Below are 23902 nucleotides of genomic sequence, written 5' to 3' on the forward strand. Positions count from 1 at the left end.
GCAATTGCGCCCTCAGTCGGGCCGAGCCGCGCAGATTCTGCGCAGATGGGCCATTGCGCCGCCGAAACGCGAACAAATCTGCGTTACTCTTCCTGGAACAGGCTGATCTGCTGCTGGGCGATATCCTTCGGCGGGTCGAGGCCGAGATGGCGCCAGGCGTTGGCGGTCAGCACGCGGCCGCGCGGCGTGCGCTGGATGAAGCCCTGCTGGATCAGGTAAGGTTCGATGATGTCCTCGATCGCGTCGCGCGGCTCGGAGAGCCCGGCCGCGATCGTCTCGATGCCGACCGGGCCGCCGCCGAAATTGCGCGCGATCATCGACAGATAGCGGCGGTCGAGCGCGTCGAGGCCGAGCGCGTCGACCTCCAGCCTGGTCAGCGCCTCGTCGGCGATCCTCCTGTCGACATGACCGTCCCCCGCGACAGAAGCAAAATCGCGCACCCGGCGCAGCAGCCTGCCGGCGATGCGCGGCGTGCCGCGCGCGCGGCGCGCGATCTCCACCGCCCCATCGTCGCCGAGCGGCATCGACAGGATGCGGGCACCGCGGCGCACGATCTGCTCCAGCTCCTCGACCGTGTAGAAATTGAGCCGGACCGGAATGCCGAAACGGTCGCGCAGCGGATTGGTCAAGAGCCCGAGCCTCGTCGTCGCCGCGACCAGCGTGAAACGGGCAAGGTCGATCTTGACCGAGCGCGCCGCCGGTCCCTCGCCGATGATCAGATCGAGCTGGAAATCCTCCATCGCCGGATAGAGGATTTCCTCGACCGCCGGATTGAGGCGATGGATCTCGTCGATGAAAAGGACGTCGCGCTCCTCGAGATTGGTGAGCAGCGCGGCGAGATCGCCGGCCTTGGCGATGACCGGACCCGAGGTCGAGCGGAAATTGACCCCAAGCTCGCGCGCCATGATCTGCGCCAGCGTCGTTTTGCCGAGTCCCGGCGGCCCGACGAACAGCACATGGTCGAGCGCCTCGCCGCGGCTCTTGGCGGCATCGACGAAGACCTTGAGGTTGGCGCGCACCGCCGCCTGGCCGACGAACTCATCGAGCGACTGCGGCCGCAGCGTCTGGTCGGCATCCTCGCCGCGCTTGTCGGGAGCAATGAGGCGGGGCGAAAGGGTCATGCCGCCTTCCTTGCATAGGACCAATGGCGGGACAAGCGTCGCTTCACCGCGCCAGTTCCTTCAGGCCGAAGCGGATGAGCTTGGACGCATCCGCGCCCTCGCCGGCCGATTTCAGCGCCGCGGCAACCGCGTTCGCCGCGATGTCGCGCGAATAGCCGAGATTGACGAGCGCCGAGACCGCATCGGTGATCGGTGCGGCCGCGACGCCTTCGCCAAGCTCCTGCTTGAGCCCGATCGTACCGCTGGCCGCGCCCGCATAGGCTGGCGCCTTGGTGCGCAGTTCGGTGACGATGCGTTCCGCCACTTTCTTGCCGACGCCGGGCGCGCGGGAAACCATGGCAATGTCGCGCAGCGCGATCGCGTTCGCGAGGTCGGCCGGCGCCAGCGTCGATAGGATGGCCAGCGCCACCTTGGCGCCGACGCCCTGCACATTGTTCATCAGAAGGCGGAACCACTCGCGCTCCAGCCCGGTCTGGAAGCCATAGAGGCGGATCATGTCCTCGCGCACATAGGTCTCGATGAACAGCACCACCGCCTCGCCGAGCGAGGGCAGCGCGGCCAGCGTCCGCACCGAGCAATGGACGACGTAGCCGACGCCATGCACGTCGATGACGCAGCTATCTTCGTCGATCTCGTCCAACGTGCCTTTCAGCTTGCCGATCATGATTGTCCCCTCACGCCAGCGCGGCCATGCGGTAGGCTGTGCTCGGGCGGTGATGCGCATGGCAGATGGCGATGGCCAGAGCGTCGGCGGCGTCGTCGGTGTCGAAGACAGCCTTCGGCATCAGCACCTTCACCATCATGTGGATCTGCTTCTTCTCGCCGTGACCGACGCCAATAACCGCCTTCTTGACCGCATTGGGGGCATATTCGGCCACCACCAGCCCGGCGCGCGCCGGCACCAGCATGGCGATGCCGCGCGCCTGGCCGAGCTTCAGCGTCGCCGTGGCATCCTTGTTGACGAAAGTCTGCTCGACCGCAGCCTCGTGCGGCATGGCCTGGTGCAGCACCTCGGCCAAGCCGTCATGCAGCTGGCAGAGTCTTGTCGCCAGCGACTCCTTCTCGTCGGACCGCACCGTGCCGGATGCGATGAAGCGCAGCGAATTGCCCACGCTGTCGATAATACCCCAACCGGTGCGCCTCAGGCCCGGATCGATGCCGATGATGCGAATCGCTTCCCCCATGCGCCAAGTCTAGCCGTGGCGGCAAGCGATGTCAGCAAAATGTGAACAAACCGGAAACAATTGCAATCTCGGCTATGCGCCGTTTCCGTAAAACAGCGAGATCCCTAATTCGTCACGCGGCGGATGGTTTTCGACAGTCGCGTGAGAAATGCCGGCCTGGACGATGCGACCAGCTTCCACGCCAGGACTGCATTGCCCATGCGCCGCGGCAGGATTCCGATGCAAAGGAACCAGGCCGCCAGAGCTGCCCGCCGCCGCCAGGATGCATCCATTTCCAGGCTGGCGGCGGCGCCCGCTTTTGCCAGTCCCAGCCGGGAGTCGGTGGCGACCGGATGCTGGGGCTCGTCGACGCAGAGCGAAGCCAGCCGTTCTTCCAGATGCACCGGATCGCGAAGGCCGGCATCGGGCGGCACGGTCAAGCCGATCTCGGCCGCCCGGCCGGACAAGGCTTCGAGGCGCCGGAAATCATGCTGCACGCGCCAACGCGCCCGCTCGGCAAGCTTTTCGGCAAAGATCGAATGATTGGCGCCGTGGATGCGGTAGGCGCCAAGGCAGGTATCGATGGATTTCACCTCTCCGTGCAGCGGCGCCAGCGTCGCGAGATAGCCGTCGGCGCCTTGCCGGAAATCGCTTTCAGGCATCGGCATTATCGTTTCCAGCGCCTCGCGGTCGAACGCCAGCCCGCTTGTCACCGTCGTCCTGTACCGCCCCTTGCGCAGCAATTCCGGCACGACGTCGCCTGAATCGAACGGCTGTTCCGGCGGTGGAAAGACATCCTTGATATGCTGGTCCTCATCAACGAGATGCAATCTGAATTGCGCTTGGGCGACATCCGCATCCCACTCGTCCAGAACCTCGGAGACGGCGTTCGGATAGAGATAGTCGTCGGCGTCGAGGAAAAGGACGATCTGCCCGGTGCTCGCCTCGAACCCGGTATTGAACGCAGCCGCATGTCCGCCATTCCTGCGCCTGAGGCACGGACGTATTTTGTCGCCGTAGGATTCGATCACGGCCACCGATGCATCCGTCGATGCGTCGTCGACGACCACGACCTCGACATTTCGGTGGTCCTGCTCCAACGCGCTGTCGATGGCGCGTCCTAGAAACTGTTCGTAATTGTAGTTGGGGATAATGATCGATACCGGGATGCGGTCCAATGGCGAATGCACGGGATCAAGCCTCGCAATCTGCTTTGGTCACAGTGACGGTGGTTTTCTTGCAGAACCGGCTCGGGTCGACCCGGCTGCGGCGAACGGCTCCAACTAGGGGCCTATCGCTTCAAGGCAAGTGTGATCTTTGTCGGGAAGGCCGGCACAGCCTCCAATACGGCGATGGCTGCCGCAGTTTCGACGAGCGGCCGGAGTCGCAAGCGTTGAACTTGCAGCCAAAGCCACGACTCGCCAAACCACGGCCCGATCAAGGATATGCCGCTACCGCTATCGTTTTTTGCAAACGCGGTTTCAGCCGCGCGCGAACGCGGTATTCAAAAGGCTGATCTGGTCGGACACCGGGTTGGCCCGCCGGCTGGGCGCGTGCGTCTCGCTGATGACGCCGCCATAGATTTCCTCGTCCATGCGCCGCACCAGCGACTGCAGGCGCAGCGAGCGCCCCACGAGATCCAGAAAATCCTTGGGGAGCTCGTTCCAGCCAAGCGCCTCGTCATGCGCGGACGCGGTGTCGAGACGCACCTTGGATTTCTCCGAAGCCACCTGGTCACGCGTCATCTCGCCGGAATTCGCCGCCCGCTGCAAAAGCAGCCAGGAGGCGACCTGCATAAGCCTTGTGGTCAGCCGCATCGATTCGGCCGCATAGAGCGTCGCCGCCGTGCGCGACAATTTCTTGGCTTCGAGCCTGCCCTTGCCATCGAGATATTCGGCGGCCTGTTCGACCAGCCCCATGCCTTCCTGGTAAAGCGGCTTGAAGGATTGGGAGAAAACCCGGCGCTCCGCCAATTTGATGGTTTTCGCGCTGCCCTTCGAAGGCTCGTTCATCGATACGCCCCTGCACTGCCGCAAGCCGATTCGGCATCCTTGCCGACGCGGCCCGCACCCTAAATGACTGAGGCTTGAAAATGCGCTTCGATGCAAATGAAGGCAAGCGCATGTTTAACAAACGGTTAACGCCGCGCCGGTTCCAGCCATCCGCAAGCGGATGACATCAGCCAGCCGGCAGCGGATAAAAAAAGAGCCGCGGATAAGGCGGCTCTCAGGAGTTTAACAGGGAGGCGTCAAACAAAGTGGCTCCAACCACTCGGTAAGAATCCAGCAAAACTGGATGGGTGTAGTAAACGCCTGTAAAGCTTAATGAACCCTTAACGCGGCGCCGATTTTTTAAGCGAACGCGCTGTCCTGTGCCGGAACAGGACAGCGGATTCGCCGCCCGGGATCGTCCGAGCACCGGATTTCGGGCGCCGATCGTGGCGGCCGTAACATGTTTGCTGCTGCCGCGGCATCGTTCCGAAACACGCGCCACGCAAAAGGCCGCTCCACAAAGGCGGCGCGCAAATCCGCGCCGCTTGAAATCAGGCAGGATATCCGGAGCAAACCATGGATTGGTATTCGATCGTCAAATTCCTTCACGTCGTCTCGGCTATATTGTGGGTCGGCGGCGGCTTCGTGCTGTTCCTGCTCGGCGTACTGGCCGAGCGCGCCGGCAACATCGAGGACAAGCTGTTGGCTATACGCGCCAGCGGACAGCTCGGCGGCCGGTTCTTCGCGCCGACGTCGATGCTGACGCTGGTCTTTGGCCTCATCATGTGCGGCTTCTGGGTCGGCTTTGCCGACCTGTGGATCGTCATCGGCCTCGTCGGCTATGCCACGACCTTCTCGATCGGCATGCTGATCTTCAAGCCGACCGGCGAGCGCATGGGCGCCATGATCGCCGAGCAGGGCGTGACGCCGGCCGCCCTCTCCATCGGCCAGCGCATGATGAACTGGGCGCGCCTCGATTATGCGGTGATGCTGGTGATCATCGCCGACATGGTGCTGAAGCCCACTTTGCACGACGTCGGCATTCTTGCCGGCATGGCGATGGTGGTCGCGCTGGGCGCCGCGCTCGCCTTCGGCGGCAGCCGCCAGATGGTGCCGAGCGCCGCGTGACATTAAGGCGCTCGCCCGAAGGCGCGTTGAGATTCAGGTCAGACCGAGTCGAAAATGGTGATTTCCGAGAACCGGAGCGGAGCGTACTTAAAGTACGTGAGCACCGGAAGCGCAGGAAATCTCCCATTTGCAGGCCGGCCTCACCTGAATATCGACGCGCCTCACATCAGGCCGATAATGCCATCCCATAGCAGCTTGACGGCGACCACCGCGACGGTGGCGTAGGTGAACGGATAGAAGATCTCCGGCCGCATGCGCCGCACCAGCCACGCGCCGGCGATGGTCGACAGCGGCGCCAGCGGCATCAGCACCGCCGAAGCGGTGAGATTGGTGGTGTCGAACTGGCCGAGCGCGAAATAGGGGATGAGCTTCAGCGCATTGGTGGCGGCAAAGAAGATTGCCGCGGTGCCCGACAGCACTTTCGGATCGAGCCGAATCGGCAGCGCATAGACCTGGAAGGGCGGGCCGCCGACATGGGCGACGAAGCTGGTGAAGCCTGCGACAGTGCCCCAGAAGGCGGCGGCAATGCGGTTCGGTTCCGCCACATGGTCGGCGCCGTGACGGAACTGCAGGTAGATCCAGCGCAGCACGAACACCAGCGCGACGGCCCCGACGATCAGCCGCACCATCTCCTCAGTGACCAAAGCCGCGGTCAGCCAGCCGAGCGCGATGCCGATGACGGCGCCGGGCATCATGTCGACCAGCATCCTGCGGTCGTGGATGCCCCACCAGGCCCACACTGAAACCACGTCCATCAGGCACAGGATCGGCAGCAGGATGGCGGCCGCCTGAACCGGCGGGATGGTCAGAGCCATCAACGGCACGCCGACGAAACCGACGGCGCCGCCGAAGCCGCCTTTCGATAGGCCGACAAGGATTACCGCCGGAATGGCGGCAGCATAGAACCACGGGTCGCTGAGCAGGCCTGACATCGGCAAAGGAAGGTTGGAGAGGGCGGGAATTCAGCCATAGCGCAGAACGGCGCCGCCGGGATAGTCATTTAATGCCGGCGCCGCTATTGCCGGCCCGATATCGACGTGCGCGACGATGCTCGACCGGACCTCATCCGCCGCATAGCCGACTGTTCAAGCCGCTCCCTTTGCTCTATGCCGCAATGCAACCATCTTCGCCCGGCATAGGCGAAACCGGGATCGAAGGCCAATGAACGAAGCAACTCCTCCCAACCGCTGCCGCATCGTGCTGATCGCGCCGCCGCTCGTGCCGGCGGAGCAAATCTGCGCGGCGTTCGACGGTGGCGACGTCGCCTCGTTGATCCTGCCCGACAATGGCATGGACGATGCCTCCTTCCAGGCCTTCGCCGAAAGGATCGTGCCGATCGCTCAAAGCGCCGGCGTCGCCGTCATCATCGCCGGCGACAGCCGCATCGCCGGGCGTGTCCAGGCCGACGGCATCCATGTCGAAGTGAAGCCCGCGGAACTCGCCGAGACGATCGAGCGCGTGGCCGGCAAGATGATGGTCGGCGCCGGCGGCGCCAAGACGCGCGACGAGGCGCTGGGGCTCGGCGAGGAGCGGCCCGACTATATATTCTTCGGCCGTTTCGGCTATGACAACAAGCCGGAGCCGCACCACCGCAACCTCGCGCTGGGCGAATGGTGGGCGGAGATGATTTCGATCCCCTGCATCGTCATGGCCGGCTCCGAGCTTGCCTCTGTCGAGACGGTGGCCGCGACCGGCGCCGAGTTCGTGGCGCTGTCCAGCGCCGTCTTTGCCGACGGACGCGACCCGCGCGCCGCGATCGCCGCCGCCAACGCGTTGCTCGATGAAACCGCGCCGCGTTTCGAGGACTGACATGCGCCTGCGTGGCCTTTGCCTGACGGTTCTGGCCGGCTTGTTTGCGCAGGCCGCGATGGGGGCTGAGACCGTCCCGCTGCCGCAGCCGCGGCCGGAGACGAGCGCATCGGACAAGAGCGCATCCGACGCAACCAAGCCGGATGCAAGCACGCCCGATACTGGCACGCCGGATAAGGGCACGCCGGATAAGGGCAAACCGGACACAGCCGCGCCGGACGCCGGCGCGCCGGATCCGAGCAGGTTCGGCACCGGCGCGCATATCAACAAGCCGATCCAAAACACCTTGCCGCAACCGGCGACCATGACGCCGCCGTCGGCCGACGCCATCAATCCCGACCGCTTCGGCGCCAAGCAGCCGGACGCCGCCTACGGCGCCTTCCAGCGCGGGCTTTACAAGACCGCCTACAACCTCGCCATGGAGCGCGCCAAAAACGGCGATCCGGCGGCTGAGACGCTCGTGGCCGAAATCCTGTCGCGTGGGCTGGGTGTGCCGCTCAATCCGGCCGAGGCCGCGAAATGGTATGCGCTGGCCGCCGAACAGGGCGTGCCGGAGGCCCAGTTCCAATACGCGCTGGCGCTGCTGGACGGCCGTTACGTGAAGAAGGACGAAAAGGCCGCTTTCGCGCTGATGCAGGCCGCGGCCGAGGCCGGCAACCGGCTTGCCCAGTTCAACTTCGCCCAGTTGCTCGTCCAGCAGGATCCCGGCGACGACGGCCTTGTGAAGGCCGCCGCCTATTACGAACGCGCCGCCGCCACCGGACTTGCCGATGCGCAATATGCGCTGGCGCAGCTCTACGCCAATGGCGTCGGTGGCAAGCCGCATGACGACGCCCAGGCGCGTCTTCTCCTGGCACAGGCCGCAAGACAGAACTACGACACCGCGCAGATCGACCTCGCCGCCTGGATGATCGAGGGGCGCGGCGGCGGGCGCGACTTGAAATCGGGCTTTGCCTGGATGAAACAGGCGGCGGAAGGCGGCAACGTCGCCGCCCAGAACCGTCTCGCCAAGCTCTATATGGGCGGCATCGGCACCGATCCGGACCTGATCCTTGCCGGCGCCTGGTACATCGTCGCCCGCCGCGCCGGGCTGATCGATCCGCAGATGGACGATTTCCTGCAGGGCCTCGACGACGATCAGACCAAGCAGGCGCTGCAGAAGGCAAATCGCCTGCCTTGACGCATGGCGTCACGGACAGCATGTCCGGGCCGCCTTGGGCTCCCTCCCTTGCCTCCCCGGGCAATTTGTGGTCTTGGAGGCGCCAAATCGCGACCCGCGCCAGAAAAATCTCATTCCGGATCAGTTCATCATGGCCAAGATCAGTGGCAACGAAATCCGTCCCGGCTATGTCATCGAGCACGATGGCGGGCTTTGGGTGGCGGTCAAGACCAACACCGTCAAGCCGGGCAAAGGCGGCGCCTACAATCAGGTCGAGCTGAAGAACCTGATCAACGGCACCAAGCTCAACGAGCGCTTCCGCTCGGCCGAGACCGTCGAGCAGATCCGGCTCGACCTGAAGGATTTTTCGTTCCTCTACGAGCAGGGCGACGCGCTGGTCTTCATGGATACCGAAAGCTACGAGCAGCTTGAGCTGGCGAAAGACTTCGTCGGCGAGCGCGCCGCCTTCCTGCAGGACGGCATGATGGTGACGGTGCAGCTTTACGAGGAGCGCCCGATCGGCATTTCGCTGCCCGACCAGGTGACGCTGGCCATCACGGAGGCCGACCCGGTGGTGCGGGGCCAGACGGCCGCCTCCTCCTACAAGCCGGCGGTGCTGGAGAACGGCATCCGCGTGCTCGTGCCGCCCTTCATCTCGGCCGGCGAGCGCATCATCGTCGACACCAACGAAATCACCTACGTGCGCCGCGCGGATTAACGGCAAGAAAGCAGGAAGAAAAAATGGCGCGTTCCGCTCTCCTCAACGTCATGGTCCAGGCTGCGATGAAGGCCGGCCGCTCGTTGTCGCGCGACTTCGGCGAGGTGCAGAACCTGCAGGTCTCGATGAAGGGACCGGGCGACTATGTCAGCCAGGCCGACCGCAAGGCCGAAGAGATCGTCTTCGCCGAGCTTTCCAAGGCGCGGCCGGGCTATGCCTTCCTGATGGAGGAGCGCGGCGCCGTCGAAGGCGAGGACGCTCAGCACCGCTGGCTCGTCGATCCGCTCGACGGCACCACCAACTTCCTGCACGGCATTCCGCTCTTCTCGGTGTCGATCGCGCTCGAGCGCCAGGGCCAGATCGTCGCCGGTGTCGTCTACAATCCGGCGATGGACGAGCTCTACACGGCCGAGCGCGGCGGCGGCGCCTTCATGAACGACCGGCGGTTGCGTGTTGCTGGCCGCTCCAAGCTGACCGACGCGGTGATTGGCTGCGGCGTGCCGCATCTCGGCCGCGGCCAGCACGGCAATTTCCTGATCGAGCTGCGCAACGTCATGGCCGAAGTCTCCGGCGTCCGCCGCCTGGGCTCGGCGGCGCTCGACCTTGCCTATGTTGCGGCCGGACGCATGGATGGTTTCTGGGAGACCGGCCTGTCGTCCTGGGACATCGCCGCAGGCATCCTTCTGGTGCGCGAAGCCGGCGGCTTCGTCTCCGACATGGATGGCGGACTGGACATGCTGGACAGCGGCGAGGTCGTCGCCGGCAACGAGCTCATCCAGCGCGCGTTGCTGAAAACCGTGAAGAAGCCATTGGCTGCTCGCTGACTAATGCATGTCGCCCAGAACTGTGCAGCGGTTCTGGGACAACGACATCAAAACGAAGACTTAAAGCGCGTCGCCTGAATCCGGTCCAGCGCGACGCGCTTTAAGGCGTTCTTTGCGTCGAAACGACGCGCGGCTTTGGTCGCAAAACCGCAACCGAAGCTTGAAATACTGGTCCGCGACTGCCCAGATTAGGCGTTGCAGGATCATTCATGAACGACGCGCATCCAGATACAAAGCTTGAGATCCCCTTTGTCGGGCGCTGGCACTATTCGCGCGCCGAAATGATCGCCGACGGCATCGTTCACGCGGTGGGCATCGTGCTGGCGATCGCCGCCGGCTCGACTCTCCTGGCCCTGGCCGCCTTTCACTCCGGCCCCGGCGAATATGTCGCCGCGGTGTTCTACGTGGTGTCGCTGCTCACCGTGCTCTCGGTTTCGCTGGCCTATAATCTGTGGCCGGTTTCGTGGCCGGCGAAATGGATCCTGCGCCGCTTCGACCATGCCGCGATCTATCTGCTGATCGCCGCGACCTACACGCCCTTCCTCGCCCAGCTCGACAACTCGCCGTTGGCGCTACCCATGATCGTCATCGTGTGGAGCGCCGCAGCGGCCGGCATCGCCATCAAGATGTTCCTGCCCGGCCGCTACGACCGGCTGGCGATCGTCTTCTATCTCGCCATCGGCTGGAGCGGCGTCGTGCTGGCCGGACCGCTGGTCGAGACGCTGCCGACGACCTCGGTCGCGCTGCTTGTCGCCGGCGGCATCGTCTATTCCTGCGGCGTCGTCTTCTTCGCCTGGAAGGGCCTGCGCTTTCACAATGCCGTCTGGCACGGCTTCGTCGTCACCGGCGCCGGCCTCCATCTGGCCGCCATGGTAGACTGCCTGGTCGTCAACCGGTTCTAGGCCTGTGGCCCGGGCCTATCGGGCCATATTGCCAAGCACCATTCAATTTGGTCACAATTCCGTTTAGAGTCGCGGCAATTCTGCGGCGGTGGCATCGGAAACGGGGCACGGATGGCTTTTCTCAGATCCTTCGGCAGGCGATCGGACGTCCTGGTCTACGATCCGCACAAGCTGTCGAGCCCGCAGGTCTTCCTGCTCACCATGGTGATCTTCCTGATCATCGTCGCTTTCATCGCCGCCATCCTCACCCGCCAGATCTCGACCGCCTTCTCCAGCAATCCGGGGCTCAACGGATTGATCGTCGGCGTGCTGGCGGTCGGCATCCTGCTTGCCTTCGCCCAGGTCGGGCGACTGTTCCGCGAGGTGCGCTGGGTCAATTCCTTCCGCGCCGGCTCCGAAACCACCGAGCCGGTGCTTTTGGCGCCGATGAAGGCGATGATCGGCCGCTCGTCGACGATCGCGTTTTCGACCTCGTCGATGCGCACGATGCTGGATTCCATCGCCACCCGCCTCGACGAGAGCCGCGACACCTCGCGCTATCTGGTCGGCCTGCTTGTGTTCCTCGGCCTGCTCGGCACCTTCTGGGGCCTGCTCAACACCATCGCCTCGATCCGCGAGACGATCGAGGCGCTGGACCCGGGCACCGGCGATGCTGCCGCCGTGCTCGACGCGCTCAAGCAAGGCCTGTCGGCGCCGCTCGCCGGCATGGGCACCGCGTTCTCGTCCTCGCTGTTCGGCCTTTCCGGCTCGCTGGTGCTCGGCTTCCTCGACCTGCAGGCCGGCCGCGCCCAGACCCGCTTCTACACCGAGCTTGAGAACTGGCTGTCCTCGGTCACCGATCTGTCGTCGGACATTGTTGTGTCCGAGACGTCGAAAGCAGCCGAATCCTCCGAGGACATCCGGCTCTTGTCGGAGCGGCTGCGCAGCCTGCAGGAGAATGGCGGCGGCTCCAATCCGCGCGTCGCCACCGCCATGGCCAATCTTGCCGACGGCATCTCGGGGCTGGTGAAGAACATGCGCTCCGAGCAGCAGATCATGCGCGACTGGGTCGAAGCCCAGTCCGACGAGCAGAAGGCCATGCGCAACACGCTGGAAAAGATCGCCGACGCGCTGAAGAAGCAAGGGGTCCACTGACGTGGCGCTGGCAAGACGGCGCGCCGACCGCCGCATCGACTATTGGCCGGGCTTTGTCGACGCTTTGTCGACGCTGCTGCTGGCGATCATGTTCCTGCTTACCGTCTTCGTGCTGGCGCAGTTCCTGCTCAGCCGCGAGATCTCCGGCAAGGACGCGGTGCTGAACCGCCTCAACTCGCAGATCAACGAGCTGACCCAGCTGCTCGCCCTGGAACGCACGAACAGCCAGGACAAGGAGGATTCGCTCGCCAACCTGCAGGCGTCGCTGTCGGCGGCGCAAGCCGAAAAAAGCCGCCTCGAACAACTGCTGGCGCAGGGCGCCGGCGCCGGCGACGCGGCCAACAAACGAGCGGACCAGCTTTCGGGCGAGCTCAGCAACCAGCGCCAGATCAGCCAGCAGGCGTTGAGCCAGGTCGAGATCCTCAACCAGCAGATCGCGGCGCTGCGCAAGCAGATCGGCGCGCTGGAAGACGCGCTCAACGTCTCCGAGCAGCGCGACCGCGACTCCAACACCAAGATCGCCGATCTCGGCCGCCGCCTGAACGTCGCGCTGGCGCAGCGCGTGCAGGAGCTCAACCGCTACCGTTCCGACTTCTTCGGCCGGCTGCGCGAGATCCTCGCCGACCGCGAGAACATTCGTATCGTCGGCGACCGCTTCGTCTTCCAGTCGGAGGTGCTGTTCCCGACCGGCTCCGACGTGATCAACGACGCCGGCAAGGTCGAGATGAAGAAGCTCGCCGACGCCATCATCGAATTGCAGAAGGAAATCCCGCCCGAGATCAGCTGGGTGCTGCGCGTCGACGGCCATACCGACAACAAGCCGCTGTCCGGCACCGGTCGTTATCGCGACAATTGGGAATTGTCGACCGCCCGCGCCACCTCGGTGGTGAAGTTCCTGATCGAGAACGGCGTACCGGCCAACCGGCTGGTGGCCGCCGGCTTCGGCGAGTTCCAGCCGCTAGATCCCGCCGACACCGACGAGGCGCGCAGCAAGAACCGCCGCATTGAACTGAAGCTCACCGAACGGTGAGATATTATCACGCCAAGTCACAGGAAGTTGTTCGTCGGCTGAATACTTAGAGCGCCAAGTCGCCGCGACAAGCGCCGAAAACATTATCTTTTTTTAATTACACATCGCAAATCGACGCACCTAACTTGCCGCGCAGGGCCGGGGTCCGCCGGCGATGCCCCGCATCGCGACGCGACGGAACTGGACGGCCCGTAAGGTCGGAAGACGAAGCGGCGCGGCCGCTCTCTTCCTGGTAGGAGGATGCGCCGCCATGCGCGTTTCAACATCTCTCAAGACTGCAACCCTCGCTGCGGTTCTGATCGCGGCTCCGCTCGCCGGCGCCTATGCGGCCGGACATCACAGGGGCGGCGCCCTGGACACGCCCGATCCGACCGTTATGACCGGACCACGCGTGACGAGCCTGATCGAGCAGATCCAGGGCGTGAACCAGGGCATCACCGACGCCCGCGAAGCGAACAGCATCTCGGCCTCGGAAGCGCAGCACCTGCATATGCGCGCCGCGCATATCAGCAAGGCCGCGGAACATGTCGCGGCTTCGGATCACGGCAGGATACCGTCCCCGCAATACCATGAGCTGCTGCGCAGGCTCGACAATGTCGACCAGAGACTGATGAACGACACCGGCAGCAGCTTCATGATGGGCGACGGTTCCGACGGCGGGAATTACCCGAACGGCTAGAGCATTTGCTCCGATCGCAGAGGAAGGGACGACCTGGCGCCCGCGGGACCTGGCCCCGAGGGCGCCCTTTTTCGATCGCGCCCTGCTTCGATTACAGACCGAGCCAAAGCGCGACGATGGCGAGCACCGCCGGCGCCGTCTGGATGAACAGGATCTTGCGGCTGACGGTCGCGGCGCCGTAGAGGCCGGCGATGGCGACGCAGAGCAGGAAGAACATCTTGATCTGGAACCCGCCAGCGCCGAGATAGAGGCCCCAGATCAGGCCCGCGGCGAGAAAGCCGTTATAGAGGCCTTGGTTGGCGGCAAGCACCTTCGAGGCGCTGGCGAATTCCGGCGTCAGGCTGAACGCCTTGCGGCCGCGCGGCGTATCCCACAGCACCATCTCCAGATAGACGATATAGCAGTGGATCAGCGCCACCAGCCCGACCAGGATATCGCCGACCATTGTCCCCTCCGCCCTTCGGACAAGCATTGACCACACGTCGACGCCGCCGCGCAAGATAGGCTGACCCTGGATCGCCAACCAGGGTTGCCAAGCTTCGCGCCTTGGTATCTTTTCGCGCCAGCCCCTTTGCAGCCGGAACCCGCCATGTCATTCCAGAAACTCGACCAACTCGGCCACAAGCTCGAAGCGCTGGAGCATGCCTTGGCGATCCTCGGCGCCGACGAAGCAACGCATATGGCGGTCGGCGGCGGCGAGAAGCGCGCCGAGGCGATGTCCTCGCTTGCCGGCATGCTGCACCGCCAGGCCACCGCGCCCGAGATCGGCGACTGGATTTCAGCGGCCGAAGCCGAGCCGCTCGGCGAAGAGCAGCAGGCGGCGGTGCGGGAACTGCGCCGCCAATACACCAATCTCACCTGTCTGCCGGTCGAATTCGTCGAGCGCCAGACGGTGGCGCGCATGCGCTCCGAGCAGCTTTGGCGCGACCTGCGCGCCAAGAACGACTGGGCCGGCTTCCTGCCGGCGCTGGAAGGCGTCGTGACCTTGGTGCGCGAGGAAGCGGCGCTGCGCGCCGACGCGCTCGGCCTCGCCCCTTATGACGCGCTGATGGAACAGTACGATCCCGGCAACCGCGCCGCCGACATCACGCCGGTGTTTGCGGAGCTGAAGGCCTTCCTGCGCGACTTCCTGCCGCATGCGCTGGCCGTGCAGGATGCCCGGCTGGCGAAGCACCCGCTGAAGCCGCTCTCCGGTAGCTATGCCGTCGAGCGCCAGCGCGAGCTCGGCCTTGCCATGATGGCTGCCGTCGGCTTCGACCTGACCCACGGCTCGCTCTCGGTATCGCATCATCCCTTCTGCGGCGGCGTGCCGACCGATGTGCGCATCACCACCCGATACAAGACCTCCGACTTCCTGTCGGCGCTGATGGGCGTGCTGCACGAGACCGGCCACGCCCTTTACGAGCAGAACCTGCCGAAAGCCTGGTCGCATTGGCCGCTCGGCAAAGCACGCGGCATGGCCGTGCATGAGAGCCAGAGCCTGTTTGTCGAAAAGCAGATCGGCCGCAACCCGGCTTTCTGGCGCTGGGCGCTGCCGGTGGTCGAAAAACATCTCGGCGAAGCCTGGTCGATCGACGACATCCTGCCGCATGTCCACCATGTCGAGCGCGGCCTGATCCGCGTCGACGCCGACGAAGTCACCTATCCGCTGCATGTCATCCTGCGCTATGAGCTCGAGCAGGAACTCGTGTCCGGCCAGCTGGAGGTCGCCGATCTGCCCCAGGCCTGGGATGCCAAGATGCGCGATTATCTCGGGCTCTCGACCATCGATAATCCGGCTGACGGCCCGATGCAGGACGTGCATTGGCCGGGTGCCGCCTTCGGCTATTTCCCCTCTTACACGCTGGGCGCCATGATGGCCGCGCAGCAGTGGGCGGCTCTGACAAGGGAGCATCCGTCCGCCGACCAGGATCTCGCCAAGGGCGATTTCACCGCCATCAACGAGTGGCGTCGCGCAAAGATCTGGTCGCAGGGCTCGCGCTGGTCGACGCCGGACCTGCTCGAGCGCGCCACCGGCGAGAAGCTCAACGCTGCTTACTTCACCGAGCACTTGAGCAGGCGCTACGGCAACTGACCGCGGGTCGAAACCGGCTGGGTGCGGCGTGCCTACTCCGCCGCGCCCTTGAAGGCGCTGGCTCCGGTCTCGAACTGCAGCTTGGCGAGCCGCGTGTAGATGCCGCCCTTGGCGACCAGGCTCTGATGCGTGCCTTCCTCAACAATGCGCCCGCCGTCCATGACGAGGATGCGGTCGGCCTTGAGCACTGTCGCCAGCCGGTGCGCGATGACGATGGTGGTGCGGCCGCGCATCAGCCGCTCCAGCGCTCTTTGCACCAGCGTCTCGCTTTCGGCATCGAGCGCCGAGGTCGCTTCGTCGAGCAGAAGGATCGGCGCGTCGCGCAGGATCGCGCGGGCGATCGCGATGCGCTGGCGCTGCCCGCCGGACAGCGTCACGCCGCGTTCGCCGACCTGGCTGTCATAGCCCTTGTCGAGCCTGGCGATGAATTCGTCGGCAAGGGCTGCCTTGGCCGCGGCCTCGATCTCGGCGTCGCTGGCGCCTCGCCTGCCGAAGCCGATATTGTCGGCAGCACTTGCCGCGAAGATAGTGACGTCCTGCGGCACGATCGCGATGCGTTGGCGGATGGCGGCCGGGTCAGCCTCGCGTACATTGACGCCGTCGATGACGACGCGGCCGTTCTCGGGGTCGTAGAAGCGCAGGATCAGCGAGAAGACGGTGCTTTTTCCGGCGCCCGAAGGCCCGACGATCGCCACCGTCTCGCCCGGCTTCACCTGGAAGCTCAGGCCATGCACCGCGGCGCGGTCCGGCCGCGCCGGATAGGAGAAGGAGACGTCGTCGAAGCTGATCGCGCCCTTGGCCGTTGCCGGCAAGGGAAGCGGATCGACCGGCGGCCGGATCGCCGGCGTCTCTGCCAGGATCTCCGTCAGCCGCTCGGCGGCGCCCGCCGCCTGCGACAGCTCGCTCCAGACCTCCGACAGCGCGCCGAGCGCGCCGGCGGCAAACACCGAATAGAGCAGGAACTGGCCGAGCGTGCCCGGCGACAGCGTGCCGGCAAGCACGTCGCGCGAACCGAACCACAGCACCGCGACCACCGAGGAGAAGATCATGAAGATGGCGAAGAAGGTGAGGAATGAGCGCGCGAACACCGATGCGCGCGCCGCCTCGAAGGCGGCGTCGACAGCGTCCGCAAAACGGCCGGTGACGAGCTTTTCGTTGGTGAAGGCCTGCAGCGTGCGCACCGCGCCGATCTGCTCGCTGGCATAGGCGGTGGCCTCGGCGAGCGTGTCCTGCGCTTGCCGGGACTTGCGCCGCACCGAGCGGCCGAAGGCGACCAGCGGCAGCACGATCACCGGAATGGCTGCAATCACCAGGCCGGAAAGTTTCGGGCTCGTGACCACCATCATCGCCACCGCGCCGAGGCCGAGAATGACATTGCGCAACGCGACCGAGGCGGTTGCGCCGACCGCCGACTTCACCTGCGTGGTGTCGGCGGCAAGCCGCGACACGATCTCGCCCGAATGCGCGCGATCGAAAAACGCCGGCGACAGCGTGGTGACATGCGAAAAGACGTCGCGGCGAATGTCGGCCACGACCCGCTCGCCGAGCGTGATGACGAAATAGTAGCGGCTGGCCGAAGCGGCAGCCAGCAAAGCCGCCATCAGAACCAGCGCCGCGAAATATTCCGCGATGAAGGTGGAGCTAGCGGCCTGGAAACCATGGTCGATCATGCGCCGCACGGCCATCGGCAAGGCAAGCGTCGTCACCGCCGCCACGATCAGCGAGATGACGGCGCCTATTACCAGCTTCCGGTAGCGGGTAACGTACGGAACGAGGCTGCGAAGCGGCCGGACCGAGCGTCTGCGCTCGCTTGCGCTGCCACCGATTTCCGCCATGAGCGTTTCCTCTGGCCGCTTGGCGGGACCGCGCTCCAATATGCGCCCGCCGCGGCCTTGTGATTCAATTCCGGCTGATGTATAGGCTCGCCGACCGTTTTAGAAGCCGTGGCTTTTCATTAGCTGCGGCTTCGAGTTTTAAAAAGGGGCGCATCGACGCAGGCCTTCAGGCCCGTTGCCAGCGCCGGCAGCCAGGAAGAACGACAATGAAGGCCGATATCCATCCCGACTACCACACCATCAAGGTCGTCATGACCGATGGCACCGAATACCAGACCCGTTCGACCTGGGGCAAGGAAGGCGATACGATGAACCTCGACATCGACCCGACCACGCACCCGGCCTGGACCGGCGGCCAGCAGACCCTGCTCGACCGCGGCGGCCGCCTCTCAAAGTTCAAGAAGCGTTTCGAGGGTTTCGGCCTCTAAGCCGGATACATCGGCAGATTTCAAGAAACCCGCCTTCGAGGCGGGTTTTTTGTTGCCAGTTTCGTCCTTCTCCCCGTTCTACGGGGAGAAGGTGCCCGAAGGGCGGATGAGGGGCAGCGCCGGCGCTTGAAAGTTCAAGGTTCCTCGCCCCACGAAGTGGGGAGAGGTGGCTCGGCGAAGCCGAGACGGAGAGGGGAGCGCCCTACGAGGCCCCCGCTCCGTCCGCTTCGCGGACACCTCTCCCCCGCCCCTGGCGGGGGCGAGGAACCCAAGCCTTGCGACGCTGCGGAAATCGTTCCTACCCGCCCACCAGCTCTCTCAGCGCCATGCGCTTGTAGGCCTCAACCAGCCTGTCGCCCTCGTCCCGCTCGACCGAGATAGCCAGCCGCACCGCCGCCTCGCCCATCTGCCAGACGAGAAACGCGGCCGTCTCCAATTCGATCGGATCGGCATCGGGGCGAATCCGCTTCAGCACCGCGACCAGGAAACCGGCATTGGCGCGACTGTCGGCGAGCTCCAATTCGCGCAGCGCCTTGTCGGCTTGCGTGCCCGACCAGATGTCGCGCATCACCGGCTCGGCCAGGAACAGCCGATAATAGATATCGACCAGTTCCGAAAACGACCTGCGCAGGCCTTCAGCATCGCTGACATCCTTCAGCGCCGCGGAAATGCAGGCCTGGCTCTCTGCCGTGTAGCGCTCGGCCAACGCCCAGACGATCGCCCGCTTGTCCGGGAAGAACTGGTAGAGCGAGCCGATAGACACCCCGGCCCGTTCCGCCACCTCGCCCATGCGCATGGCGCCGCTGCCCTGCTCGGCAATTAGCGCCGAGGCGGCGGAGAGCATGCGTTCGACCCGCTCGCGGCTGCGTTGCTGGCTCGGCGACCGGCGCGGCGAAGCAATATCCGCCTGGTTTGGCCTCGCGGCGGTTTTCTCATCCATGGCTCTCTCCAGGCGATTTTCCGAAACCGGCTTGACTCACAAAATACGAGGGTTTATCACGTTTTGCAAATGTGAGGGTTACTCGCATTTTAGAATCGAGCAAAACCCGGCATTGGAGCAACTGAGATGATGAAACTTCTTCCTACCCTCACCTTTGTCGCCGCGATCGGCTCCGGCGTCGTCGGCGGCGTCTTCTTCGCGTTCTCGAATTTCGTCATGGCAGCACTTGCCCGGCTGCCCGTCCCAAGCGGCATCGCGGCGATGAATTCGATCAACGTCACGGTGATCACGCCGACCTTCATGACGGCGCTGTTCGGCACCGGCCTCATCTGCCTCGTGCTGATTGCCGGCGTTTTCTTCGGCTGGAGCCAGTCCGGCTCCTACTGGCTGCTTGCCGGTGCCGTGATCTATTTCGTCGGCAATCCGATCGTGACCATGGTCTTCAACGTGCCGCTCAATGACGCCTTAGCCGCCGTCGATCCTGCCAGCGCCAAGGGCGCCGCCGTGTGGGCAAACCATCTGAGCGAGTGGGTGATGTGGAATCACGTCCGCACCGTCACTGCGATCGTGGCGATGGCTTGCTTCATCATGGCATTGATCTGAAAAACGGCCCGCGAATGCAACCCCCGAAGGTTGTGTCCAGGGGTCAGTTCAATCAGGTGGGGTCTTTCTTGCGATCCTTGCGATCGGCGTGGCCGAGGTCGCGGTCGGGATCGATGACATCGCGAACCAGTTGCTTGAGCCTTGCCGCATCCGGAAAGCCGCCGTCGCGCTTGCGCTCCCAGACAAGCACGTCGTTGCAGGAAATGGTGAAGATGCCGCCGGTGCCCGGCACCAGCGTCACTTCGCCGAGATCGGTGCCGAAGGTCGAGAGCAGCTCCTGCGCCATCCAGCCGGCCCGCAACAGCCACTGGCACTGCGTGCAATAGGTGATGCGGATGACGGGCAGCGGCTTCTCGCTCATATCGTATCGCGTGGCCGGTCAGGCCGCGCTGAGCTTGGCCATCGTCTCGTCGTCGACCTCGAAATTGGCGTAGACGCTCTGCACGTCGTCATCGTCCTCGAGGGTGGCGACCAGCTTCATCAGCGACTGCGCCCGCTCTTCGTCGACCGGGACGTTGTTCTGCGGCTGCCAGATCGGCTTCACCGATTCCGCCTCGCCGAGCGCGGCCTCGAGCGACTTCGAAACGTCGCCGAGATTCTCGAAGGCGCAATAGATGGTGTGGCCTTCCTCGTCCGATTCCACGTCATCGGCGCCGGCCTCGATCGCTGCTTCCATCACCTTGTCGGCGCTGCCGGCCGAGGCCGGATAATAGATCTCGCCGACACGGTTCCACATGAACGACACCGAGCCGGTTTCGCCGAGCGCCCCGCCGGCCTTGGTGAAGGCGGCGCGCACATTGGAGGCCGAGCGGTTGCGGTTGTCGGTCAGCACTTCCACGATCAGCGCCACGCCGCCGGGGCCGTAGCCCTCATAGCGCACGGCCTCGTAATTTTCGGCGTCGCCTGCGGAAGCCTTGTTGATGGCGCGCTGGATGTTGTCCTTCGGCATCGACACCGCCTTGGCGTTCTGCACGGCCAGGCGAAGCCGCGGATTCATCGATACATCGGGCGTCCCGGCCTTGGCGGCGACGGTGATCTCGCGCGCCAGCTTGGAAAACATTTTCGACCGCACCGCGTCCTGACGGCCCTTGCGGTGCATGATGTTCTTGAACTGCGAATGGCCAGCCATGGCACCCCTGTCGTGTTCGGCTAGAGCACCGCGGCGCCAAGCGAGATCGCTCGCCATCCGCAAAATGCTCGAATTCAAATTTTCAGAACGCCCCGGGCATGCCTGCGAAGGCGCGCGGCGCTCTTTGTCGGAATGGCCGGCTTATAGATAAATCGGCTCAATTCGTCCAGACGAACCGTCATGCCAACGCCGAAGAGGGCCGTTCACCCCTCCAGATCGGACTTCAGCCGATCGAGAATGCTGATGGCGTGGCCGGCATACTGGCTGATCCAGCGGTCGTGGATCTGCTGGATCGGCAAGGCATTGAGGTGGTTCCAGCGTTCGCGCCCCTCACGCTTCGCCACCACCAGATCGGCCTCCTCCAGCACTTTCAGGTGCATCATCACCGTGCAGCGGTCCATGTCCGGGAACGCCTCGCACAGCGCGCCGGTGGTCTGCGGCTGATCCTTCAGGCGATCCAGCAATTCGCGCCGGCGCGCATGCGCCAAGGCCTTGAAAACATGGTCGTCGGAGGTTTGGCTTGACATGTTATATTTCTATAACATATCGTTTCAAGCAGCAAGGAAGGAGCTGTGGATATGTCCCTTGGTTTCAGGATTTCCGGACGCATCGGCAGACCGGTCGGCGAGGTCTTCGATGCCGTCGTGAACCCGACAAAGCTCAGCGGCTATTTCACCACCATCGGCGGCGCTTCGGCGCCGCTTGTGTCGGGCACCACCGTCACCTGGTGGAAGTCTGTACCGGTCGAAGTCGACGAGGTGACGAAGGACGAGCGCATCGTGCTGCGCTGGGACGCGACAGACGCCGACGGCAAGCCCGCCTACAAGACCCGTATCGAAATGAATTTCGAGCCGCTGGAAGACGGCGGCACTTTCGTCACCATCGCCGAGTCCGGCTGGCATGAAGGCGAGGCCGGCCTGAAGAAATCCTACCTCAATTGCGAGGGCTGGTCGCAGATGCTGGCCTGCATGAAGGCCTATCTCGAATATGGCATCAATCTGCGCGACGGCTATTACCGCAGCGAGCTGCGCGGCGAGCCGGCCAACGAGACCAACATCTGAGGCCGAGATTCAGGTCCCGATATTCGGCAGGAGGAGGTCGCCCGATGACGAAAGCAACGCCATTCCTGATGTTCGAGGGAAAGGCCGAGGAGGCCATGACCCTCTATTGCGAGACCATTCCGGAGAGCCGTGTGCTCGACATCACGCGCTATGGCTCGGGCGAGGACGGGACGGAAGGAACGCTCAAGCTGGCGCGCGCATTGATCGGCGGCGTCGAGGTCAGGATATACAACAGCCCCGTCCACCACGCCTTTACCTTCACGCCGTCCTTTTCCTTCTTTGTCGACTGCTCGTCCGAAGAGGAGCTCGAGCGGATCGTCGGCGTTCTTTCCAAGGACGGCGGCTTCCTGATGCCGACCGGCAATTATGGTTTCAGCCAGCGTTTCGCCTGGCTCAACGACCGCTTCGGCGTCTCCTGGCAGATCAACCTGCCGTAACGACATCCAACGCAACCGAGAGGATCGGCAATGGACACCGAGATCACAGGCGGCATCAACATCGCCATGAAGGTGCCGTCGCACCAATACGAGGCAACGATCGCCTTCTATCGCGATGTTGTGGGGTTGAAGCCGTTTACGGCGAAGGCGCCGGCGATCGGTTTCGAACTTGGTCCCAATCGCCTCTGGATCGACGAGGCGCCGATGATGAGCCAGGCTGAAATCTGGCTGGAGCTTTTCACACCGGACTTCAAGAGCGCGGCCTCCCATCTTGCAAAGGCCGGTGTCGTGCGCTGCGACGCAATAGAACCTCTGGGTGAAGGCTTTCGTGGCGGCTGGATCACTAACCCGGCCAACATCATTCACCTCGTGCGGGAGCCAGACGCCTGGTGAATCCCGCCGGAAAGGAGAACCGTATGGAGCTCGGAGAATCTCCCATCGCCGAAACCGCCATGCTGATCCGTCGGCCGGTCGCCGAGGTGTTCGAAGCGATCATCGATCCGACGGTCACCACGAAATTCTGGTTTACGCATTCCAGCGGTCGCCTGAATGAGGGCAAGCTGGTCGAATGGGAATGGAGCATGTATGGCGTCTCGACCAAGGTCGAGGTGAGCGAGATCGTCCCCAACGAGAAGATCGTCATGCAGTGGAGCGATCCGCCGACCACCGTCGTCTGGACATTCACCGAGATGCCGGATGAAGCGACCTTCCTCGAAATCCGCAATTTCGGCTTCGCCGGTTCCGCCGATGAGCAGGTGAAGCAGGCTGTCGAATCCACCGGCGGCTTCGCGCTGGTGCTTGCCGGCGCCAAGGCCTGGCTGGAACAGGGCCTGACGCTCGGCTTGATCGGCGACCGTCACCCGAAGGGTGTTTCGGCCTAGCGGCTCACCGGCGCGGTGGCGAGCCTCAGTGCCCCTCCCCCGACCCCTGCCTCTTACGCCGTCGCGCCAGCATGTTGAGGCCTTCGACCAGCGCGGAAAAGCCCATGGCGGCGTAGATGTATCCCTTGGGCACATGATACCCCATGCCGTCGGCGATCAGCGTCATGCCGATCATCAAAAGGAAGCCGAGCGCCAGCATAACGATAGAGGGGTTCCTGGCGATGAAATTGGCAAGCGGCGTCGCCGCCAGCATCATCGCGCTCACCGCCACGATTACCGCGATATACATGATGGCGATCTCGTCGGTCATGCCGACGGCAGTGATGATGGAATCGATCGAGAACACGAGGTCGAGCAGGAGGATCTGGAAGATCGCTCCGGCAAGGCTCATCTGCAGCGTGCCGCCGACCATCGTGTCCTGATGATCCTGCGGGTCGACCGTGTGATGGATTTCCTTGGTCGCCTTCCAGACCAGGAACAGGCCGCCGGCGATCAGGATCAGGTCGCGCCAGGAAAAGCCGTGGCCGAGGGCGGTGAACACCGGCGTCGTCAATTGCACGATGATCGAGATCGTGGCGAGCAGGATCAGTCGCATGATCAGCGCCGCCGAAATGCCCAGCCGGCGGGCGCGGGCGCGCTGCGCCTCCGGCAGCTTGTTGGTCAGGATCGAGATGAAGATCAGATTGTCGATGCCGAGCACAATCTCGAGCACCACCAGGGTCAAAAGCGCGACCCATGCGGTCGGATCGGAAACAAAATGAAAGTGCGGCGCCAGAAATTCGACAAGCTGCATGAAGGTCGTCCCCTCTACGATCTAGAGCAGTTTTCGCGGGTTTCGTCGCCAGTTAGGTATTGA

29 protein-coding genes are annotated in these 23902 nt (G+C 64.2%); 16 read left to right on the forward strand and 13 right to left on the reverse strand.

The features are described 5' to 3' along the window. Positions 1-83: 83 nt before the first annotated feature. The 5 genes from ruvB to LB526_RS12760 form a co-directional block, all read right to left on the reverse strand. Positions 84-1121 carry a Holliday junction branch migration DNA helicase RuvB gene (ruvB, locus tag LB526_RS12740; protein ID WP_224528031.1) on the reverse strand — a complete coding sequence of 346 codons (1038 nt, stop codon included), beginning with the start codon at positions 1119-1121 and terminating at the stop codon, positions 84-86. A 43-nt stretch (positions 1122-1164) separates the two neighbouring features. Next, a complete protein-coding gene (gene ruvA, locus LB526_RS12745; RefSeq protein ID WP_224627879.1) occupies positions 1165-1785 on the reverse strand; it encodes a Holliday junction branch migration protein RuvA in 621 nt (206 codons plus the stop codon). Positions 1786-1795: 10 nt separating this feature from the next. Beyond that, complete coding sequence (ruvC, locus tag LB526_RS12750) at positions 1796-2305, reverse strand: crossover junction endodeoxyribonuclease RuvC (protein ID WP_224608830.1); 510 nt, start codon at positions 2303-2305, stop codon at positions 1796-1798. A 104-nt stretch (positions 2306-2409) separates the two neighbouring features. Beyond that, positions 2410-3474, reverse strand: coding sequence for a glycosyltransferase family 2 protein (locus LB526_RS12755; RefSeq protein WP_224627881.1), 1065 nt, complete (start codon positions 3472-3474; stop codon positions 2410-2412). Between the two features lie 291 nt (positions 3475-3765). Beyond that, positions 3766-4296 carry a DUF1465 family protein gene (locus LB526_RS12760; protein ID WP_224627882.1) on the reverse strand — a complete coding sequence of 177 codons (531 nt, stop codon included), beginning with the start codon at positions 4294-4296 and terminating at the stop codon, positions 3766-3768. Positions 4297-4851: 555 nt separating this feature from the next. Here LB526_RS12760 and LB526_RS12765 point away from each other — a divergent pair. Beyond that, entirely contained in the window at positions 4852-5403 is a 552-nt protein-coding gene (locus LB526_RS12765; protein WP_224627883.1) for a DUF2269 family protein, read from the forward strand. Positions 5404-5564: 161 nt separating this feature from the next. On the opposite strand, the gene LB526_RS12770 is transcribed toward LB526_RS12765, so the two are convergent. Then, on the reverse strand, positions 5565-6335 hold the full coding sequence (locus tag LB526_RS12770; RefSeq protein ID WP_224602202.1) for a sulfite exporter TauE/SafE family protein: 771 nt from the start codon (positions 6333-6335) through the stop codon (positions 5565-5567). Between the two features lie 229 nt (positions 6336-6564). Between LB526_RS12770 and LB526_RS12775 the strand changes: the two genes are divergently transcribed. The 8 genes from LB526_RS12775 (at position 6565) to LB526_RS12810 (ending at position 13658) form a co-directional block, all read left to right on the forward strand. Further along, entirely contained in the window at positions 6565-7212 is a 648-nt protein-coding gene (locus tag LB526_RS12775) for a thiamine phosphate synthase (protein WP_224627884.1), read from the forward strand. Position 7213: 1 nt separating this feature from the next. Beyond that, on the forward strand, positions 7214-8392 hold the full coding sequence (locus tag LB526_RS12780; RefSeq protein ID WP_224627885.1) for a tetratricopeptide repeat protein: 1179 nt from the start codon (positions 7214-7216) through the stop codon (positions 8390-8392). 130 nt (positions 8393-8522) lie between these two features. After that, positions 8523-9089 (forward strand): elongation factor P, encoded by a 567-nt coding sequence (gene efp / locus LB526_RS12785; protein WP_095767538.1) that lies wholly within the window; start codon positions 8523-8525, stop codon positions 9087-9089. A gap of 23 nt (positions 9090-9112) precedes the next feature. After that, positions 9113-9913, forward strand: coding sequence for an inositol monophosphatase family protein (locus LB526_RS12790; protein WP_224627886.1), 801 nt, complete (start codon positions 9113-9115; stop codon positions 9911-9913). Positions 9914-10122: 209 nt separating this feature from the next. Further along, positions 10123-10815, forward strand: coding sequence for a PAQR family membrane homeostasis protein TrhA (gene trhA / locus LB526_RS12795; protein WP_224627887.1), 693 nt, complete (start codon positions 10123-10125; stop codon positions 10813-10815). Positions 10816-10926: 111 nt separating this feature from the next. After that, positions 10927-11949 carry a MotA/TolQ/ExbB proton channel family protein gene (locus tag LB526_RS12800; RefSeq protein ID WP_095767261.1) on the forward strand — a complete coding sequence of 341 codons (1023 nt, stop codon included), beginning with the start codon at positions 10927-10929 and terminating at the stop codon, positions 11947-11949. 1 nt (position 11950) lies between these two features. Continuing rightward, positions 11951-12979, forward strand: coding sequence for a peptidoglycan -binding protein (locus LB526_RS12805; protein ID WP_140841706.1), 1029 nt, complete (start codon positions 11951-11953; stop codon positions 12977-12979). A gap of 250 nt (positions 12980-13229) precedes the next feature. Next, positions 13230-13658 (forward strand): hypothetical protein, encoded by a 429-nt coding sequence (locus LB526_RS12810; protein ID WP_224627888.1) that lies wholly within the window; start codon positions 13230-13232, stop codon positions 13656-13658. Positions 13659-13749: 91 nt separating this feature from the next. Here LB526_RS12810 and LB526_RS12815 read toward each other — a convergent pair whose 3' ends face one another. Beyond that, the gene (locus LB526_RS12815; RefSeq protein WP_224608810.1) at positions 13750-14103 is read right to left on the reverse strand and encodes a DUF1304 domain-containing protein; all 354 of its coding nucleotides are present in this window, start codon (positions 14101-14103) and stop codon (positions 13750-13752) included. Positions 14104-14247: 144 nt separating this feature from the next. Here LB526_RS12815 and LB526_RS12820 point away from each other — a divergent pair, with 144 nt between their 5' ends. Beyond that, positions 14248-15732, forward strand: a complete 1485-nt coding sequence (locus tag LB526_RS12820) for a carboxypeptidase M32 (RefSeq protein ID WP_224627889.1) — start codon at positions 14248-14250, stop codon at positions 15730-15732. A gap of 32 nt (positions 15733-15764) precedes the next feature. On the opposite strand, the gene LB526_RS12825 is transcribed toward LB526_RS12820, so the two are convergent. After that, a complete protein-coding gene (locus tag LB526_RS12825) occupies positions 15765-17567 on the reverse strand; it encodes an ABC transporter transmembrane domain-containing protein (protein ID WP_224627891.1) in 1803 nt (600 codons plus the stop codon). Between the two features lie 206 nt (positions 17568-17773). Here LB526_RS12825 and rpmE point away from each other — a divergent pair, with 206 nt between their 5' ends. Continuing rightward, positions 17774-17995, forward strand: a complete 222-nt coding sequence (gene rpmE / locus LB526_RS12830; RefSeq protein ID WP_027166741.1) for a 50S ribosomal protein L31 — start codon at positions 17774-17776, stop codon at positions 17993-17995. Positions 17996-18293: 298 nt separating this feature from the next. Here rpmE and LB526_RS12835 read toward each other — a convergent pair whose 3' ends face one another. Then, positions 18294-18935, reverse strand: coding sequence for a TetR/AcrR family transcriptional regulator (locus LB526_RS12835; RefSeq protein ID WP_224627894.1), 642 nt, complete (start codon positions 18933-18935; stop codon positions 18294-18296). 126 nt (positions 18936-19061) lie between these two features. On the opposite strand from LB526_RS12835, the gene LB526_RS12840 reads away from it, so the two are divergent. Then, positions 19062-19538 (forward strand): DUF1772 domain-containing protein, encoded by a 477-nt coding sequence (locus LB526_RS12840; protein WP_224627896.1) that lies wholly within the window; start codon positions 19062-19064, stop codon positions 19536-19538. Positions 19539-19590: 52 nt separating this feature from the next. Here the strand turns inward: LB526_RS12840 and LB526_RS12845 are convergent, their stop codons facing one another. From LB526_RS12845 to LB526_RS12855, 3 genes are all read right to left on the reverse strand, one after another. Further along, on the reverse strand, positions 19591-19899 hold the full coding sequence (locus LB526_RS12845; RefSeq protein ID WP_224627899.1) for a SelT/SelW/SelH family protein: 309 nt from the start codon (positions 19897-19899) through the stop codon (positions 19591-19593). Between the two features lie 18 nt (positions 19900-19917). After that, a complete protein-coding gene (locus LB526_RS12850; protein ID WP_224627901.1) occupies positions 19918-20667 on the reverse strand; it encodes a YebC/PmpR family DNA-binding transcriptional regulator in 750 nt (249 codons plus the stop codon). Positions 20668-20870: 203 nt separating this feature from the next. Further along, the gene (locus tag LB526_RS12855; protein WP_224602193.1) at positions 20871-21194 is read right to left on the reverse strand and encodes an ArsR/SmtB family transcription factor; all 324 of its coding nucleotides are present in this window, start codon (positions 21192-21194) and stop codon (positions 20871-20873) included. Positions 21195-21245: 51 nt separating this feature from the next. On the opposite strand from LB526_RS12855, the gene LB526_RS12860 reads away from it, so the two are divergent. The 4 genes from LB526_RS12860 to LB526_RS12875 are packed head-to-tail and all read left to right on the forward strand — an operon-like array spanning position 21246 to position 23046. Beyond that, positions 21246-21728, forward strand: a complete 483-nt coding sequence (locus LB526_RS12860; RefSeq protein WP_224627903.1) for an SRPBCC domain-containing protein — start codon at positions 21246-21248, stop codon at positions 21726-21728. A 44-nt stretch (positions 21729-21772) separates the two neighbouring features. Continuing rightward, a complete protein-coding gene (locus LB526_RS12865) occupies positions 21773-22165 on the forward strand; it encodes a VOC family protein (RefSeq protein ID WP_140841728.1) in 393 nt (130 codons plus the stop codon). A gap of 30 nt (positions 22166-22195) precedes the next feature. After that, complete coding sequence (locus LB526_RS12870) at positions 22196-22558, forward strand: hypothetical protein (protein WP_224510895.1); 363 nt, start codon at positions 22196-22198, stop codon at positions 22556-22558. 23 nt (positions 22559-22581) lie between these two features. Continuing rightward, positions 22582-23046, forward strand: a complete 465-nt coding sequence (locus LB526_RS12875; RefSeq protein ID WP_140841732.1) for an SRPBCC family protein — start codon at positions 22582-22584, stop codon at positions 23044-23046. 25 nt (positions 23047-23071) lie between these two features. On the opposite strand, the gene LB526_RS12880 is transcribed toward LB526_RS12875, so the two are convergent. Then, positions 23072-23839: a TerC family protein gene (locus LB526_RS12880; RefSeq protein ID WP_095767249.1), complete on the reverse strand. Its 768-nt coding sequence runs from the start codon at positions 23837-23839 to the stop codon at positions 23072-23074. Between the last annotated feature and the right edge of the window lie 63 nt (positions 23840-23902).

This window comes from Mesorhizobium sp. CA6, assembly GCF_020165035.1.
Taxonomy (GTDB): Bacteria; Pseudomonadota; Alphaproteobacteria; order Rhizobiales; family Rhizobiaceae; genus Mesorhizobium.

Coding starts and splice junctions, on each gene's coding strand:
- ruvB (WP_224528031.1), bottom strand. CDS start 1,121: ATGACCCTTTCGCCCCGCCTCATTGCTCCCGACAAGCGCGGCGAGGAT.
- ruvA (WP_224627879.1), bottom strand. CDS start 1,785: ATGATCGGCAAGCTGAAAGGCACGTTGGACGAGATCGACGAAGATAGC.
- ruvC (WP_224608830.1), bottom strand. CDS start 2,305: ATGGGGGAAGCGATTCGCATCATCGGCATCGATCCGGGCCTGAGGCGC.
- LB526_RS12760 (WP_224627882.1), bottom strand. CDS start 4,296: ATGAACGAGCCTTCGAAGGGCAGCGCGAAAACCATCAAATTGGCGGAG.
- LB526_RS12765 (WP_224627883.1), top strand. CDS start 4,852: ATGGATTGGTATTCGATCGTCAAATTCCTTCACGTCGTCTCGGCTATA.
- LB526_RS12770 (WP_224602202.1), bottom strand. CDS start 6,335: ATGTCAGGCCTGCTCAGCGACCCGTGGTTCTATGCTGCCGCCATTCCG.
- LB526_RS12775 (WP_224627884.1), top strand. CDS start 6,565: ATGAACGAAGCAACTCCTCCCAACCGCTGCCGCATCGTGCTGATCGCG.
- LB526_RS12780 (WP_224627885.1), top strand. CDS start 7,214: ATGCGCCTGCGTGGCCTTTGCCTGACGGTTCTGGCCGGCTTGTTTGCG.
- efp (WP_095767538.1), top strand. CDS start 8,523: ATGGCCAAGATCAGTGGCAACGAAATCCGTCCCGGCTATGTCATCGAG.
- LB526_RS12790 (WP_224627886.1), top strand. CDS start 9,113: ATGGCGCGTTCCGCTCTCCTCAACGTCATGGTCCAGGCTGCGATGAAG.
- trhA (WP_224627887.1), top strand. CDS start 10,123: ATGAACGACGCGCATCCAGATACAAAGCTTGAGATCCCCTTTGTCGGG.
- LB526_RS12800 (WP_095767261.1), top strand. CDS start 10,927: ATGGCTTTTCTCAGATCCTTCGGCAGGCGATCGGACGTCCTGGTCTAC.
- LB526_RS12810 (WP_224627888.1), top strand. CDS start 13,230: ATGCGCGTTTCAACATCTCTCAAGACTGCAACCCTCGCTGCGGTTCTG.
- LB526_RS12815 (WP_224608810.1), bottom strand. CDS start 14,103: ATGGTCGGCGATATCCTGGTCGGGCTGGTGGCGCTGATCCACTGCTAT.
- LB526_RS12820 (WP_224627889.1), top strand. CDS start 14,248: ATGTCATTCCAGAAACTCGACCAACTCGGCCACAAGCTCGAAGCGCTG.
- LB526_RS12825 (WP_224627891.1), bottom strand. CDS start 17,567: ATGGCGGAAATCGGTGGCAGCGCAAGCGAGCGCAGACGCTCGGTCCGG.
- rpmE (WP_027166741.1), top strand. CDS start 17,774: ATGAAGGCCGATATCCATCCCGACTACCACACCATCAAGGTCGTCATG.
- LB526_RS12835 (WP_224627894.1), bottom strand. CDS start 18,935: ATGGATGAGAAAACCGCCGCGAGGCCAAACCAGGCGGATATTGCTTCG.
- LB526_RS12840 (WP_224627896.1), top strand. CDS start 19,062: ATGATGAAACTTCTTCCTACCCTCACCTTTGTCGCCGCGATCGGCTCC.
- LB526_RS12845 (WP_224627899.1), bottom strand. CDS start 19,899: ATGAGCGAGAAGCCGCTGCCCGTCATCCGCATCACCTATTGCACGCAG.
- LB526_RS12850 (WP_224627901.1), bottom strand. CDS start 20,667: ATGGCTGGCCATTCGCAGTTCAAGAACATCATGCACCGCAAGGGCCGT.
- LB526_RS12855 (WP_224602193.1), bottom strand. CDS start 21,194: ATGTCAAGCCAAACCTCCGACGACCATGTTTTCAAGGCCTTGGCGCAT.
- LB526_RS12860 (WP_224627903.1), top strand. CDS start 21,246: ATGTCCCTTGGTTTCAGGATTTCCGGACGCATCGGCAGACCGGTCGGC.
- LB526_RS12865 (WP_140841728.1), top strand. CDS start 21,773: ATGACGAAAGCAACGCCATTCCTGATGTTCGAGGGAAAGGCCGAGGAG.
- LB526_RS12870 (WP_224510895.1), top strand. CDS start 22,196: ATGGACACCGAGATCACAGGCGGCATCAACATCGCCATGAAGGTGCCG.
- LB526_RS12875 (WP_140841732.1), top strand. CDS start 22,582: ATGGAGCTCGGAGAATCTCCCATCGCCGAAACCGCCATGCTGATCCGT.
- LB526_RS12880 (WP_095767249.1), bottom strand. CDS start 23,839: ATGCAGCTTGTCGAATTTCTGGCGCCGCACTTTCATTTTGTTTCCGAT.